This window comes from Desulfotomaculum sp. (assembly GCF_982386235.1).
Map to the genome: position 1 here is coordinate 1 of NZ_CEVWQM010000042.1, position 15,167 is coordinate 15,167.

The 15,167-nt window shown below is 43.1% G+C and carries 12 protein-coding genes; 8 read left to right on the forward strand and 4 right to left on the reverse strand.

The genetic code is table 11. From position 1 onward, the window contains the following. The first annotated feature begins 338 nt into the window (after positions 1–338). The 7 genes from AC1U9Z_RS17005 (at position 339) to AC1U9Z_RS17035 (ending at position 8,472) form a co-directional block, all read left to right on the forward strand. Positions 339–1,931 carry a methyl-accepting chemotaxis protein gene (locus AC1U9Z_RS17005; protein WP_479958416.1) on the forward strand — a complete coding sequence of 531 codons (1,593 nt, stop codon included), beginning with the start codon at positions 339–341 and terminating at the stop codon, positions 1,929–1,931. 206 nt (positions 1,932–2,137) lie between these two features. Further along, the gene (locus AC1U9Z_RS17010) at positions 2,138–2,692 is read left to right on the forward strand and encodes a hypothetical protein (RefSeq protein WP_479958417.1); all 555 of its coding nucleotides are present in this window, start codon (positions 2,138–2,140) and stop codon (positions 2,690–2,692) included. 15 nt (positions 2,693–2,707) lie between these two features. Beyond that, positions 2,708–3,526, forward strand: coding sequence for a class I SAM-dependent methyltransferase (locus tag AC1U9Z_RS17015; protein WP_479958418.1), 819 nt, complete (start codon positions 2,708–2,710; stop codon positions 3,524–3,526). A 15-nt stretch (positions 3,527–3,541) separates the two neighbouring features. Next, positions 3,542–4,630, forward strand: coding sequence for a GDP-mannose 4,6-dehydratase (gmd, locus tag AC1U9Z_RS17020; protein ID WP_479958419.1), 1,089 nt, complete (start codon positions 3,542–3,544; stop codon positions 4,628–4,630). Further along, positions 4,623–5,549: a GDP-L-fucose synthase gene (fcl, locus tag AC1U9Z_RS17025; protein ID WP_479958420.1), complete on the forward strand. Its 927-nt coding sequence runs from the start codon at positions 4,623–4,625 to the stop codon at positions 5,547–5,549. Before gmd ends, fcl begins: the two co-directional genes overlap by 8 nt. Before the next feature lie 145 nt (positions 5,550–5,694). Next, positions 5,695–7,080, forward strand: coding sequence for a mannose-1-phosphate guanylyltransferase/mannose-6-phosphate isomerase (locus AC1U9Z_RS17030; RefSeq protein ID WP_479958421.1), 1,386 nt, complete (start codon positions 5,695–5,697; stop codon positions 7,078–7,080). Between the two features lie 15 nt (positions 7,081–7,095). Further along, entirely contained in the window at positions 7,096–8,472 is a 1,377-nt protein-coding gene (locus AC1U9Z_RS17035; RefSeq protein WP_479958422.1) for a phosphomannomutase/phosphoglucomutase, read from the forward strand. Between the two features lie 67 nt (positions 8,473–8,539). Here AC1U9Z_RS17035 and AC1U9Z_RS17040 read toward each other — a convergent pair whose 3' ends face one another. After that, entirely contained in the window at positions 8,540–9,649 is a 1,110-nt protein-coding gene (locus AC1U9Z_RS17040; protein ID WP_479958423.1) for a glycosyltransferase, read from the reverse strand. A gap of 155 nt (positions 9,650–9,804) precedes the next feature. Between AC1U9Z_RS17040 and AC1U9Z_RS17045 the strand changes: the two genes are divergently transcribed. After that, the gene (locus AC1U9Z_RS17045; RefSeq protein ID WP_479958424.1) at positions 9,805–10,656 is read left to right on the forward strand and encodes a hypothetical protein; all 852 of its coding nucleotides are present in this window, start codon (positions 9,805–9,807) and stop codon (positions 10,654–10,656) included. Between the two features lie 140 nt (positions 10,657–10,796). Here the strand turns inward: AC1U9Z_RS17045 and AC1U9Z_RS17050 are convergent, their stop codons facing one another. The 3 genes from AC1U9Z_RS17050 to AC1U9Z_RS17060 form a co-directional block, all read right to left on the reverse strand. After that, positions 10,797–11,735 (reverse strand): UDP-glucuronic acid decarboxylase family protein, encoded by a 939-nt coding sequence (locus AC1U9Z_RS17050; RefSeq protein WP_479958425.1) that lies wholly within the window; start codon positions 11,733–11,735, stop codon positions 10,797–10,799. Then, a complete protein-coding gene (locus AC1U9Z_RS17055) occupies positions 11,725–13,065 on the reverse strand; it encodes a UDP-glucose dehydrogenase family protein (RefSeq protein ID WP_479958426.1) in 1,341 nt (446 codons plus the stop codon). The genes AC1U9Z_RS17050 and AC1U9Z_RS17055 overlap by 11 nt, the downstream gene beginning before the upstream one ends. A 143-nt stretch (positions 13,066–13,208) precedes the next feature. After that, positions 13,209–14,924 carry a glycosyltransferase family 4 protein gene (locus tag AC1U9Z_RS17060; protein ID WP_479958427.1) on the reverse strand — a complete coding sequence of 572 codons (1,716 nt, stop codon included), beginning with the start codon at positions 14,922–14,924 and terminating at the stop codon, positions 13,209–13,211. Positions 14,925–15,167: the final 243 nt, after the last annotated feature.

Sequence of the window (15,167 nt, forward strand, 5' to 3'; positions counted from 1 at the left end):
AAATCTCTTCCCTTGTTTTGTTGTGCCCAAACCGGGGCCTAAATGGTAAAATTCGCCTTCGTAGATGTAATAATTTTTATGTCACAAATAAAAAAGGGCGTGTCGCCATACGTTTTCATTTAAACGTTTTGCGACACGCCCGTTTTTATGTAAAGTTTTGATTGCTTCCTTCCCATCAAGACCTTTCCCTGTATGCGTCTACTTCTGCATAAACTGTCGCTGCATGTAATATTTAATTAACCTCCTTGTCATGAAACTGTAATAATTCGTCGAAGGAAAATTTCTAAAAGCGAATGAATATATGCTATTAATTCGAATTAAGAAAGGAAGTATTAAGCATGAATTGGTATAATAATTTAAGTATCAAGACGAAGCTATTATCAGGTTTTATGTTAGTGGCAATAATAGCAGGAGCAGTTGGTTTCATTGGTATTAAGAAAATCCAGGAAATTGATGCGAGGGATACACTCCTCTATGAAAAAATGACAGTACCTATTTCACACCTTTCCAACATAGCCACAGCTTTTCAAAGGATTCGTGTAAACACAAGAGACATTATCATTGCCCAAGAAACGAAAGAAATTCAGAATTATCAAGATGAAATAACGAGGCTAAGGGAAGAGATAGATAAGGAAGGCGAAGCATTCAAGAAGCTGATTGTTTCCCAGGAAATGATGGCAGCATATGAAGAATTCATTAGAGACCGTAATAATTATAGCGTGCAATTAGGTAAATTATATGAATTAGCCAAGGAAAATAAGGATGAAGAAGCATTTACACTCCTTAATGGTGAGGCGAGGGAAGCGGCAGATGCAGAAAGGGATGCTATAAACAAACTAATACAAATGAAAGTCCAAGATGCTAAAGAAACTGCCGATAGTAACACCGTTATTGCAGACACCACTTTAAAGCAAATGACTGCGGCTATTATTGTAGGTGTGGGTCTGGCCATATTCCTTGGTATTTTTATATCAAGGGGCATTGTGAAACCAACTTCTGTACTCCAACGGGAATTATATGCGTTAGCAGAAAAAGGTGGGGACTTAACGCAGGAGATTAACATTAACAGTAAAGATGAAATCGGTGACCTTGCTAGGACCGTTAACAAATTTATAGCTAACCTAAGATCGATAATGCTTGAAGTAAATAAAAATTCTGTAAGTGTAGCGGCAACTGCTCAACAGTTAAACTCCAGTTCAGAGCAAACGACTGCCGGTGCCAATGAAACGGCTGCTACGATGAGTGAAATATCGACGACGGTAGAACAGGTCAGTGACAATATACAGGTGATTTCCTCTGCCTCAGGTGTGGCTAGTGATAATGCCAATGAGGGTAATCGGAGGGTGTTAAGACTTACAGAGCAGATGCAAAGCATTTCAAATTCTTCTCAAGGGGTATCCAATGTTATTCATGATTTAAGCACAAAATCTCAAGAAATAGGACAAATCGTGGAGTTAATCACCACAATAGCGGATCAAACTAATTTACTTGCACTGAATGCTGCCATTGAGGCTGCCAGAGCAGGAGAGCAAGGACGTGGTTTTGCAGTTGTCGCCGAGGAAGTAAGAAGACTTGCCGAGCAATCTGGTGATGCAGCGAAGCAAATAAAGGATTTAATTCATGCGATTCAATACGAATCCAGCAATGCAGTTATAACGATGGACGCAAGTACGAAGGATGTAAAGGAAGGTATGCAGGTAGTTCAAGAAGTTGGTGAATCATTTAAACAAATAATAAGTGCCGTTCAAGGACTGACGATTCAAATTCAAGATGTTGCATCTGCAACTGAACAAATGAGTGCCGGGGTGCAAAATGTAGCTGCTTCAACAGAGGAACAGACTGCTGCAATGGAGGAAGTATCCGCTTCTGCTGAATCCTTATCAACACTAGCCGTAGGATTAAATGAGTTGGTTAATAAATTTAAAATATAAGGGGACCAACGACCAAGAATAACCAATGTTTCCCGGTTGTAATAGCAATAAGCCAAACCGTCAGTTAATAACTGGCAGTTTGGCTTATTTTTATGAAAACGGTCGCATTGCTCAAATATTGGCAATGGCCTAGCAGTCACCGATTTTCTATCCTTCAATAGAATATACCAGGAAATCTTTTAAGCGTGCTCTGGGAGGTGATTATTTTGAAAGGAAACATTGACGATATTTGGGATGCCATCGAAGAGGTTGTAGAAAAAAGGCTTGAGAACCTACTGGAAGAAACCACGGATGGTGAAGAAAATGAACCGGTTAAGGATTTATTACCAGGGGAAGAAATACAACCGAATGATTTGGATGAATTGGATGAGTTAACGGAAAAGGAACCAAAACAAGAACATTCAAGTAGAGAATATTCGGATGAATTAAATTACTGGATGCGGGAATTTGAAAGTATGTTAAAGGATTATGATCCCAGTCCAAAAACAAAGGCAGAATTTAAAAAGTCCTGTAAATCAAACAAAGGTATTTCACCCCTCTTGCTTGGCTGTGGTGGAGTCTTTTTACTGGGTCTGCTAACCAGTGCTGCGGTTTTAATCAAAATAAAGAGAAGCAATCGGCAGTTATGTGCATTGCCTGTTCAGCAGGAACCTGAGGTGGCTAAAATAGTCATCGAAGAACCACCACCGGAAGTGAAAAATGTACAAAACACAGAAAAGAGGCCCTTCATAAGATTGCCAGGTCTTTTTCCCCAATATTAAACCGGAGGTTTCTTTATGTTTAAAGGACAAATCATTGCCTTGGATTACCCTGTTAATCCTGTACCACGGTATGGTTTTGGCAAAGCACCCCATCCAGAATTGACCAAAATCCTAGAACAAAACAGTTCCCTATATGAGGAAAACTTATTACAATTCTTGCAGTTTAGAGAAGATTACATTGAAATTCCCATAGGCCAAAATACAGCGCAGCCAACGCAACCAGCCTGGTTCAATGGCTGGTTACCGGGCTTGGATTCCGTGGCTATATACGGGTTTCTGGCTAGGTACCAGCCAAAACGTTATTTTGAAATAGGTTCTGGCAATTCCACTAAATTTGCCCGCAGGGCCATCGTTGATCATAATCTTACTACTAAAATAACTTCCTTTGATCCAGAGCCCAGGGCGGAAATCGATGCCATCTGTGATCAGGTTGTCCGGCAGCCGGTAGAAGAAGTTGATCTAACCCTATTCCAGGAACTGGAGGCTGGGGATATTCTTTTTGTCGATAATTCCCACCGTTCCTTTATGAATTCGGATGTTTCAGTGGTTTTCCTAGAAATATTACCCAGGCTCAAGTCCGGCGTTTTGGTTGAATTTCACGATATCCTACTGCCCTATGATTATCCACCGGAATGGGGAAATCGATTTTATAATGAACAATATCTACTGGCTTGTTACCTCTTGGCCGAGGGTAAAAAATTTGAGGTCATCTTACCGAATTACTTTATCAGCCGACACGATCATTTAAGCAAGGTACTCTCTCCACTATGGGATGATCCGAAGATGAAGGGTGCAGAAACCCACGGTTGTTCCTTTTGGCTCAGGATGAAGTAGCAGAGGAGAAATCGAATGAATAAAACTGCCTTGATTACGGGTGTTACCGGCCAGGATGGGGCGTACCTGGCTGAATTTTTATTAAAAAAGGGTTACCAGGTGCATGGAATAAAAAGAAGATCTTCGCTTTTTAATACCACCAGGGTGGATCACCTTTATCAAGATCCCCATGAGCAGGATGTTAATTTTTTCATGCATTACGGTGATCTTACCGATTCCACCAACTTAATTAGGATTATTCAGGAAGTCCAGCCCGCAGAAATTTATAACTTGGCTGCCCAGAGCCATGTCAAAGTATCCTTTGAAACGCCGGAATACACGGCCAACGCAGATGCCTTAGGTACCCTCCGGTTGCTGGAGGCCCTGCGAATTTTAAACCTTGGTGCTAAAACGAGGTTTTACCAGGCTTCCACCAGCGAACTGTACGGTAAGGTCCAGGAAATCCCCCAAAGTGAGAACACCCCCTTTTATCCCCGTAGTCCCTATGCAGCAGCCAAACTGTATTCCTACTGGATTACGGTAAATTATCGAGAAGCCTACAAACTTTATGCCTGTAATGGTATTTTATTTAATCATGAGTCCTCGATCCGGGGCGAGACCTTTGTTACCAGAAAGATCACCCGGGCAGTGGCCAGAATTAAACTGGGACTTCAGGAAAAAATCCACTTAGGAAACCTCAATGCCAAACGGGATTGGGGGCACGCCAGGGACTATGTTCAAGCCATGTGGCTGATGCTGCAGCAAGATCAACCAGACGACTATGTTATTGCCACCGGGGAGACCCATTCCGTAAGGGAGTTTGTCGAGCTGGCCTTCCAAGAAGTGGGCATCAACATAGGCTGGCAGGGTGAGGGATTGGCAGAAAAGGGCTTTGACAAAGTTTCTGGCAGAATACTGGTGGAAGTGGAACCACGTTACTTTCGCCCAACGGAAGTGGAATTGCTGTTGGGAAATCCGGCCAAGGCAAAAAGTAAATTGGGTTGGCAGCCTACCATTCATTTTAACCAATTGGTAAAAGAAATGGTGGCCTACGATTTGAAGGAAACGCAACGAGATTTGTTATGCCAAAAAGAAGGCTTCAAGGTGAATCAGTATTATGAATAAGGCTGCTAAAATCTACATTGCCGGACACCGTGGACTGGTGGGTTCCGCCATTAAAAGAAAGCTGGAGCAGCAGGGCTATCAAAACCTGTTATGCCGCACCAGCAAGGAACTCGATCTGCGCAACCAACAGGCAGTGGAGGACTTTTTTCAGGCAGAGAAACCAGCGTATATTTTTCTGGCCGCGGCCAAAGTAGGGGGTATCCAGGCTAACCATAACTATCCCGCCGATTTTATCCATGATAACCTGGTCATGCAAAGCAACGTCATTGATGCCGCCAGCCGCCATGGTGTAAAGAAACTTTTATTTCTAGGCAGTTCCTGTATCTATCCGAAATTTGCACCTCAGCCTATGCGGGAAACGGACCTCCTTACCGGGACCTTGGAACCTACCAATGAACCCTATGCCATTGCTAAAATAGCCGGCATAAAAATGTGTCAGGCCTACAACCGTCAATATGGTACGCAGTTTATCTGTGCCATGCCCACCAATTTGTATGGACCCCAGGATAATTTTGATTTAGAAAACTCCCATGTTTTACCGGCCCTTTTGCGAAGGTTTCATGAAGCAAAAAGAATAGAAAGTCCAACTGTTACGGTCTGGGGTACCGGAAAGCCAAAGCGGGAATTTTTGCATGTCGATGATTTGGCAGATGCCTGTCACTTTCTGATGCTGCACTACCAAGACAATGAAATTATCAATATTGGTACGGGTAAAGACCTAACGATAAAAGAACTCGCTCAAATGATGAAAGAGATTGTGGGTTATCAAGGTAAGCTGATCTTTGACCCCACTAAGCCGGACGGTACACCAAGAAAACTATTGGAAGTATCCAAAATTAATGAATTGGGGTGGCAGGCCCAAATATCCCTAAAGAAAGGAATAAAACAAACCTACCAATGGTATAAAGATTATTTTTAAAGAGGTATCAGGCCTATTTCTAAAGAGAGTGTCGCAAAACTACTTCTAGTAGCAAGCGACACTTTTTTATTCGCTTCACCCTTTGCTGCCTCTCCACATAGTTTAAAGAATAGGAATTGAAAGCTCAGGAGATGGAGGCGGAGTTGTGCAGACCATTATTCTTGCTGGTGGAACAGGTACCAGGTTGTGGCCCTTAAGCCGCACCCATTACCCCAAACAGTTTCTCAAATTAAAAGGAATGGCTAAATCCCTTTTTCAATTGTCCTTTGAGCGGTGTTTAAAGCTTACAAGCCCAAATAATATTTACATTGTCACAAATCATGATTATCGGTTTTTAGTTTCGGGACAGCTGGAAGAGTTGGGTTATTTACTTAATCAAGATCAAGTGCTCATCGAACCGGTGGGGAAGAACACTTTACCGGCCATCTATTATGGTGTCAAAGAGATTCAAAAACAGGGGGATGACATAGTTGTTGTGCTACCCTCCGATCACTTGATTAAAGAGGAACAGCAATTTATTAAGACGGTGAAAAAAGCTGTGGCATTGGCCGAGGAATTCATTATTACCTTTGGCATTTACCCCACCAAGCCCTATACAGGCTATGGCTATATTAAACCAAAACAACCATTGAAAATGGGGTACCAAGTTGACCGTTTTAAAGAAAAACCAGACGAAGCAACGGCAAAAACCTATGTTGAGATGGGTTGCTTTTGGAATAGCGGCATCTTTATGTTTGACACCAGGCTATTTTGTCAGGAAATAGTAAAGCATTTCCCGGCATTTGATCACACTTTTCAGGGGGAAAACATCGAAGAAATTTATGAGCAAGTTCCAGCCATATCCATCGATCACGGTTTAATGGAAAAATCCCAAAAAATAGCGGTGATTCCCTTGGATGTGCAGTGGAGTGATCTAGGCAGTTTTGATAGTTTTTATGATTATTTTCCCACTGACGAGGTTGGCAATCTTTGCTTCGAAGAGACCATGTTAATGGATTCCCATAACAATCTGCTTTATACAGAGGGTGACAAAGCAGTGGCCCTAATCGGTGTCAAGGATTTAATTATTATTGAACAACAGGATGCTTTGCTGATCTGTCAAAGGGAACATTCCCAAAGGGTGAAGGAAGTCGTCGACAGTCTCAAAGGAGAAAATAACACCAAAGCGGATTTCCACCTAACCACCTACAGACCTTGGGGCTCCTATACAATTTTAGAAGAGGGAAGGTTTTATAAAATTAAACGCATTACGGTATTGCCCGGTAAAAAGCTCAGCTATCAAATGCATCATCACCGTAGTGAGCACTGGGTAGTGGTTAAGGGCACGGCCAAGGTAACCATCGAAGGGATCGAAAATATTGTTCCCAGTGGAGAAAGCATCTTTGTCAAGACGGGTTATAGACACAGATTGGAGAATCCCGGCAAAGTGTTGTTGGAGGTTATAGAGGTTCAATTGGGAGAATATTTGGCTGAGGATGATATTGTCCGCCTGCAAGACGACTTTGGTCGGTTAAATACAAAATCGGATTAGCAGAGGTGTTCCAGGATGAGAACAGGAAAGATAAACCCCTTTAGCTTTCGAGAATATGATATTCGGGGTAAAGCAGCGGTCGACTTTCCCGACGAAGTAGTAGAATTGCTAGGGTTAAGTTTAGGAACCTATTTTCAACAAAGAAATGAGAGAGATGTCGTAGTTTGTCGTGATAACCGTGCCAGTTCGCCAAGGCTTAATGTAGCTTTAAATAAGGGTTTACTTGCCTCAGGCTGTAATGTGATTGATATCGGTGAGAACCCTACACCGATTAATTATTTTGCCCTCAAGAAGTTAGGGAAGACAGCAGGTGTGATGATCACCGGCAGCCATAACCCCCCGGAAGATAACGGCTTTAAGATCTCCTCCGGCGGCAATACCATCTATGGTGAAGAAATACAAAGGATTAAAAGGATCTTTGAGTTTGGCCAGTATGCCGAGGGCTTCAGTCAGTTGGTGAGTATGAAGATAAAAGAAGCTTACGTTCGGTTTATTACATCCCGGATTAAGCTGAAACGACCCTTGAAAATTGTAGTGGACGCGGGTAATGGCACAACCGGCTCACTGGCCCTGGAGCTTTATAAAAAACTAGGCTGCCAGGTGGTTGGTTTATATTGTGACTCAAACAACTCCTTTCCCGCCCATCATCCAGATCCCACGGTACCTGAAAATTTACATGATTTGCAACAGGTAGTTTTACGAGCAAAGGCCGACCTTGGTCTGGCCTTTGATGGGGATGGGGACCGTTTGGGTGTGGTGGATGATCAAGGCAACATCATCTGGGGAGATATTCTCCAAATACTTTTTTGGCGGGAGATTTTACCCCAAAATCCTGGGACGCCGGTGATTGTCGAGGTTAAATGCAGTCAGGCCCTGGTAGAAGAGGCCAAACGCTTGGGCGGCAAGCCTTTCTTTTATAAAACCGGGCATTCATTAATTAAGGCAAAAATGAAAGAAGTGGGAGCCTTATTTACAGGTGAAATGAGCGGTCACTTCTTCTTTGCCGACGAATACTATGGCTATGACGACGCCCTTTATGCCGGGGCAAGACTGCTCAGACTGATTAGCCAGTCTGAGCAATCCCTCAGCCAATTACTTCGTGATATCCCCTCCTATACAGCAACACCTGAAATTCGCATGGTTTGTCCAGATAATCTAAAAAAAGAATTAGTACAACGAATAAAAATGAAAATGATCAAGGAAGGCTACGAGGTAATTGATGTTGATGGGGTTAGGCTTGTTTTACCCACTGGCTGGGGACTTTTGCGATGTTCCAATACCCAACCCGTGGTGGTTATGCGGGCGGAAGCAAAGGATGATCAAGAGTTGGAGCAAATTATAAAACTTCTAAAAACTGCTTTTCACGAAACCCTAGTGGAGTTAGTCAAATAGCCCTCCATCAAAGGGAGACTTATTCAACAATGGTGCCAGGCACCGTTGTTGAATAAGTCTCGTTTTTCTAGGAAAACTTTGTCCAGGAGCTATCAATAAAGCTTAGACCTTGTTTCCAGCCAATGGCCTTTAAATTATCCAAGGGTTCCTCATAATTTGGGTTCAGTTGCAAAGCCTTCAGATAATAGGTAAAGGCCTTATTTAGATCTCCCTGTAAGGCATAACTTTCTCCAAGATAATTTAACACAAGGGCATCTTGAACCGGGGCGGCGTTTAAAGCCGTAATGGCCCCGGCATCGTTTGCTGTTAGCAGATGCCCGATGGCAGTAACAAAATGTTCACAGGCAGGGTTTTTTAGTTGATATGCCTTTTCATACCAAGCCTGACAATCCTGAACCATGCCTCGGCGTAATAAAAACAGTGCGATGATTGCCCTAGCCCGTGCTTCATTGCTGGTTGGATCACCCTTTTCCCAATCCAGCTCCGGGACTAGCTCCTGTAAATGGTAGTTATTTAAAAATTTCCGCACCTCCGGGTATAAAACAATAAATTCCTGTTTTTTAGACAAATTGCTTGTATGGCGGCGGTAAAGTACCAGGGGTAGGGGAGTATGGACTGTGGCCCAACTTCCGGTGGTATAGAAAACCATATCAGAGTCACTGCCCAAGGGCTGCGAGGTATCATATAGAAATCCCTCTAAGGCTGCTCGACGAACCATCATGCTGGGATTATTAAAGGGAGTTCCCACTTTAAGAAAAAATCTTCTCATTCTTGCGGCATCAATATTACCTGAGGCCCAGTAACCAATTGGTTGATTTTGTTCATCAATCAGGAAAAAGTCTGAATGGGCAAACCCCACAGAAGAAGAAGTAAATTGCTGCTTCAATACCTCAAATCGCATAGGCAAGGATATGTCGTCTGCATCTTGGAAGGTGACGAAATTCCCCTTTATATGTGCTAGGGCTTTATTCCTTGCTGCCGCATCACCACCATTTTCCTGCTTTAGATAATTAATGCGGGAATCCTCATAGGATAAAATTATTTCCTCAGTACGATCAGTGGAACCATCATTGACAATGATTAACTCGAAATTCTTTTCTGTTTGATTTAGTATACTTTCGATGGATTGTCTCAAAAATTTCTCCCCATTATATACAGGCATTATTACACTAATCATATTCAACCTCCTCACCAAGACCTTTCATAATTACTATTATGAAAAAATGGCGCAAAAAGTACTTGATACTCAAAGGATAGTAACTTATCGCGGATTCTTTCATATCCTGACTAGGGGAGTATTGTGTTTTGAATTTTGTTTGAAGGGAGAAGAAAATGGAGAATAATACTCTTGAAAAGAAAAAGATTGTTGGAGTCATTTTTAGTAAGGATAGGGCCATGCAGTTAGATGCCACCCTACGTTCCTTTTATTTACATTGTCAAGATCCCCAAAGCATAGACCTGAATGTTATCTGCCTTGCATCAAATGATCAGCACAAGGAACAATACCAAAAACTAAGACAGGAATACCAAGCTGTTGTATTTTTAGAGGAGACGAACTTTAAGGAACAGCTTTTAAAAATGATGAAAAATCGGGCATATATCCTATTTCTGGTGGACGATAATCTCTTTGTTAGAAAATTCTCTGTACAGCTCTTTATTGACTGTTTAGAAGACTATCCGGTGGCCTTGGGGTATTCCCTGCGCTTGGGCTGGCATTCCGTTTATTGTTATGCCTTTGATTGCTCCCAAAAAGTACCCGAGTTTCAAGAAATCAAGGATGGGGTTCTACTCTACGATTGGACAAAAGCTGAACATGATTTTGCCTATTGCCTGGAAATCTCCAGTTCCGTTTATCGCACCTCAGATTTACTGCCCTTGTTGGAATTACTCCACTTTACCAATCCCAATACCCTAGAAGCCCTTTTGTCTACCCAAAGACAGAAGGTCAGGCATAAAAATAAATTAATCTGTTCAAAGTTTTGCATCGCTTTTTGCAATCCCATTAACAAGGTACAGCAAGTCTATAATAACAGGGCAGGTAAGTTGTTTTCCTATTCAGTGGAGGAATTAAGCAATTTATTTAAAGAAGGGTACCGGGTCAATGTAGAAAAATATAAGGGTTATTTGCCCATGGCTTGTCACGAGGAGGTTGAGTACTTTTTTATCAACCAGAGACACAAGTAGAGACTGCTGCCATAGTATCTGCTAATAGGTAAAGGTAGAAGCAACAAAGACATCAAAAAGGGAATGTCGCAACTCCAACTCTAAGAGTAGGTTTGCATCATTCCCTTTTAATTTATTAGCTTTTGGCGTCAACCGTCGGCTTATAGTAAGGTTTTAAAATAAGTGATGGTTCTTTTTAACCCTTCCTCCAACTGCACCGACGGGCTCCAATTAAGTTTTTCCTTGGCCAGGGAGATATCTGGACGGCGTTGTACCGGGTCATCCTGGGGCAGGGGTTTGAAAATAATTTTAGACTGGGAACCTGTCAGCTCGATAACTTTATTTGCCAACTCCAGTATGGTGAATTCCCCGGGGTTTCCTAAATTGACTGGGCCAACAAAGTCACCGGAGGCATTCATCAGGCGAACCAGTGCTGCCACCAAATCGTCAACATAGCAGAAGGAGCGGGTTTGGAGACCGTTGCCATAGACTGTTATATTTTGCCCGGTCAGGGCCTGCATAATAAAATTACTTACTACCCGGCCATCCTGGGGATGCATTCGTGGGCCATAGGTATTAAAGATGCGAGCTACTTTAATATTTAGGCCATGCTGCCGGTGGTAATCAAAAAACAAGGCCTCGGCACAACGCTTTCCTTCATCATAACAGGATCGTAACCCATGGGGGTTAACATTGCCCCAATAATCCTCCCGTTGGGGATGCACAAAGGGATCACCGTATACTTCACTGGTAGAAGCCTGTAAAATAGTAGCCTTAACCCGTTTAGCCAGCCCCAGCATATTTATGGCTCCTATGACACTGGTTTTGGTGGTCTTAATAGGATTATATTGATAATGAAGGGGAGAGGCAGGGCAGGCCAAATTGTAGATTTGATCTACTTCACAGAGGATCGGTTCCACCACATCATGACGAATTAACTCAAAGCCGGGATGACCCATGAGATGTCTGACATTTTCCTTGCTGCCGGTAAAATAATTGTCAAGACACAGGACTTCATCACCTTGCTTGAGCAGATACTGGCAGAGATGGGAACCGATAAAACCCGCTCCGCCTGTTACCAAAATACGTTTATTTGACATAATGATTTCTCCCCACACAGAAATATTCAAAGCCCAGCCGCTGTAATTTTTCAGGATTATATTGGTTGCGTCCGTCAAAGATGATGGGCTGCCGCATGACTTTCTTCATCTGGGAAAAATCCGGCTGGCGGAATTGATGCCACTCGGTGAGCAGCAACAGTGAATCAACATTCTGCACTGCTTCCAGCATGTTGGTGGAAAACCTTATCCTATCACCATGACTGCTGAAAATTTTTTTGGCTTCACCCATTGCCTCAGGGTCAAAGGCTTTGATCATGGCACCCCGACTAACTAATTCATGAATGATGACGATGGAAGGTGCTTCGCGCATATCGTCTGTCTGCGGCTTAAAAGCCAACCCCCAGATGCCAAAGACCTTATCCGAAAGGTCTGATCCCCAACGCTTGTCGATCAGACCTAAAAGATAGCGTTTTTGGCGTTCATTTACTTGGTGGGCCATCTCCACCAAGGACATGGGCAACCCGTTACGGCGGCCACTGGCCACCAGTTCCCGAACATCCTTGGGGAAACAGGAACCACCATAGCCGATGCCGGCATAAAGAAAGGGCATACCGATACGGCTGTCGGTACCAATACCCTGGCGTACCTTGGCCACATCGCCACCCACAGCATCACAGAGCCCTGCTATTTCATTGATAAAACTAATTCGCAGGGCTAGCATGGCATTGGCTGCATATTTGGTAATTTCTGCGGAGCGAATATCCATACAGATAATTGGGTTTTGATTACGCACAAATGGTTCATACAGTTGTTTCATTAATTCCATGGTTCGAACATTATCTGAACCGATGATTACCCTGTCGGGTCGCAGAAAATCCTCAATGGCAGCCCCCTCTTTAAGAAATTCAGGGTTAGAAACCACATCAACCTCCAAGGACTCCAACCCCCGGTCTTTTAGCTCTTGACCAATAATATTTTTTACCAGATCGGCAGTACCAACTGGTACCGTTGATTTATTAACAACGATGATGTATTGTTCAATCATTTTTCCAATGGTCTGGGCCACTGCCTGAACCGCCGCAAGGTCTGCAGAGCCATCCTCCTTTGGGGGAGTACCCACCGCAATAAAACAAAACAAGGCATTTGCCAATCCTTCTGCCAGGCTGGTGGTAAAGAAAAGTCGGCCTGCCTGGCTATTGCGCAGAACCATTTCCTTTAGACCTGGCTCATAAATGGGCATTACACCGGCCTTCAGTCCCGCAATTTTTTCTTTGTCTACATCCACACACCATACCTGGTTGCCCATCTCAGCAAAACAGGTTCCGGTTACCAGACCTACATAACCGGTCCCTACAACACAAATATTCATGCCACACCTCACCCAACATATAAAACTAGAGTACTCTTTTTCATAGTATTGAGGGGGAGGGAATTTGGTTACTGGTTTGCCGTTACCGTTAGTTATTAGCCCCTATTCTGAGCTATTTTTATGATGGCTAAAGGCTAAAAGCCCTACAGTAGGTTTTTAACATCTTTGATATATTCAGGATAGCTTACGGCATCGCCAATAATGTTTAGGACATGCTTGATCCTTGCTACTTCTTGGTCTTTGCCTGATAATTTTGCCAGGAGGCCATATAAATAATAAAGGTCAGCAAACCCTGAATACTGCTTTAAGCCATTATTTAATAGGGATTGGGCTTCGGGATATAGTTTTATTTTTATAAGGCACCAGATCAACCATCTTAATAGAATGGCTTTCTCCCGGGGGTTGCCGTTTGTTTCTAGGTGTTTTTTAAAATATTTAAAGGCGGCGGGGAAATTTTCAGCGCTAAAGGCGGAGATGGCCTGGTGATAAGGGTGCTCCTCCAGCGGCAGTACCTGAAATGACAGGTAATGATAATCGACCTGACCACTGGTGGCTAATTTTCTTTGAAATACCGGGTGCCAGCGGGTTATTTTGCAGTGCTCATTGAGCTCATAAACAAAGGGGAGATAGATTAAGTCAGCGGCTGTACCCCCCAGGAACTGATCAATGGACCTTTGATCCTCTGGGGTAAAGGTTATGGGCATTAACTTTAGCCAGTCAGTTTCTTGCTGTACAGGGACGATTTGATGTTGGGCCGCTGCTTCGTAGAAAGTTTTAAGTCGGGTAATAATTTCCTGCCATTGAAATCCTGCGGCAGTTTTATAACCGTTTTGCTGTAAATGATGATATAGCTCTTGATCCTCTAAAAGGGTTATGATTTTATTTGCCAGTTCTTCTGTATCACCACAGGTAAAGAATAAGCAATTTTCCTGATCTACGGCATAGGCCAGGACACCATCATTGGCTGTGGTAATGACCGGAGTGCCGCAGGCCATTGCTTCCAAAGGAGGCAGGGGAAAGGTCTCGTATTCTGAAGCACAGATATAAATATGGGCTTGACGGTAGATATCTCCCAATACGGGTTGGGGTGGGTTTACCACTACCGTACCGAAGGGCCCAGTGGGGGGATTCTGGGTTACCCATTTAAAGTTAATCTCATAACCTTTACTTTGAACCCTTTGGCAGGCCTGCCAAATGTCAGGGATACGCTTGAATTTTGTATGTTCACTGCCCACACCTAAAAGCCATTTTTCTTTAGACATCTCTTTTTTAGGAAAGAACACCTCATTGTTTAGGGCATTATGAAAAACCAGAGCGTCCCGCTGAAAAACTTCTTTAATCTTTTTAGCCCCTGTGTGTGAGCAGGTAATGATATAGGCTGGCAATTGGTAGAGATGATAAATTAGTTTTTGTTTATCTTCCCTTACCCTCTCCCAATCCCATAAATGAAAGTCCCCCTGTTCAAAATAAACCACTGGGGCCACATTGGCCTCCACACAGGCAGCCAACTGATCCCAGTAGGTGGCCACCACCAGATCGCAATCCGAAGGGATGCCCCTGGCCAACTCAAGGCCAAAGGGAAATTGAATATAATCAGCCTTGATATCAAACCAATCCGGTTTGGTAAAGTGAGACAAAAGACTTACCCGTACCCCAACCTTTATCAGTTCATTGGCATGTTCCAGAATAACCTTTACACCGCCGCAGACACTTGCATGACCCAGCAAGTACACCACATGAAGGATTTTATCCAGTCGATCAATAGGCTGCTTTTTCTGAAGCCTTTGTTTTGCAATATAGTTTTGGCGTACCGCCCGCAATTGAAATTCCTTGGCCCTAAAGTAGTTGACTAAAGTCAAAAGTAAAACCTCCTTGGTTTTTTGGCCTTCAGCTATCGGCCGTCAGCTTTTTTGCATGTTTTGTTATGGGGTCAATTTGGCCATGAGCCATGGGCTTTTTACCTTGGTTCTTTGCACACGGCTATCTTTTATTTACTATATGTTTTGTTAGGAAAAAGTGTTTAAGGCTGAAGGCAGATGGCCGAAGGCTAAAAAAATTAGCACCTGCCCGTCAAAACACATATAATGTACAGATGGAAAAAT

Coding starts and splice junctions, on each gene's coding strand:
- AC1U9Z_RS17005 (WP_479958416.1), top strand. CDS start 339: ATGAATTGGTATAATAATTTAAGTATCAAGACGAAGCTATTATCAGGT.
- AC1U9Z_RS17015 (WP_479958418.1), top strand. CDS start 2,708: ATGTTTAAAGGACAAATCATTGCCTTGGATTACCCTGTTAATCCTGTA.
- gmd (WP_479958419.1), top strand. CDS start 3,542: ATGAATAAAACTGCCTTGATTACGGGTGTTACCGGCCAGGATGGGGCG.
- fcl (WP_479958420.1), top strand. CDS start 4,623: ATGAATAAGGCTGCTAAAATCTACATTGCCGGACACCGTGGACTGGTG.
- AC1U9Z_RS17035 (WP_479958422.1), top strand. CDS start 7,096: ATGAGAACAGGAAAGATAAACCCCTTTAGCTTTCGAGAATATGATATT.
- AC1U9Z_RS17040 (WP_479958423.1), bottom strand. CDS start 9,649: ATGATTAGTGTAATAATGCCTGTATATAATGGGGAGAAATTTTTGAGA.
- AC1U9Z_RS17045 (WP_479958424.1), top strand. CDS start 9,805: ATGGAGAATAATACTCTTGAAAAGAAAAAGATTGTTGGAGTCATTTTT.
- AC1U9Z_RS17050 (WP_479958425.1), bottom strand. CDS start 11,735: ATGTCAAATAAACGTATTTTGGTAACAGGCGGAGCGGGTTTTATCGGT.
- AC1U9Z_RS17055 (WP_479958426.1), bottom strand. CDS start 13,065: ATGAATATTTGTGTTGTAGGGACCGGTTATGTAGGTCTGGTAACCGGA.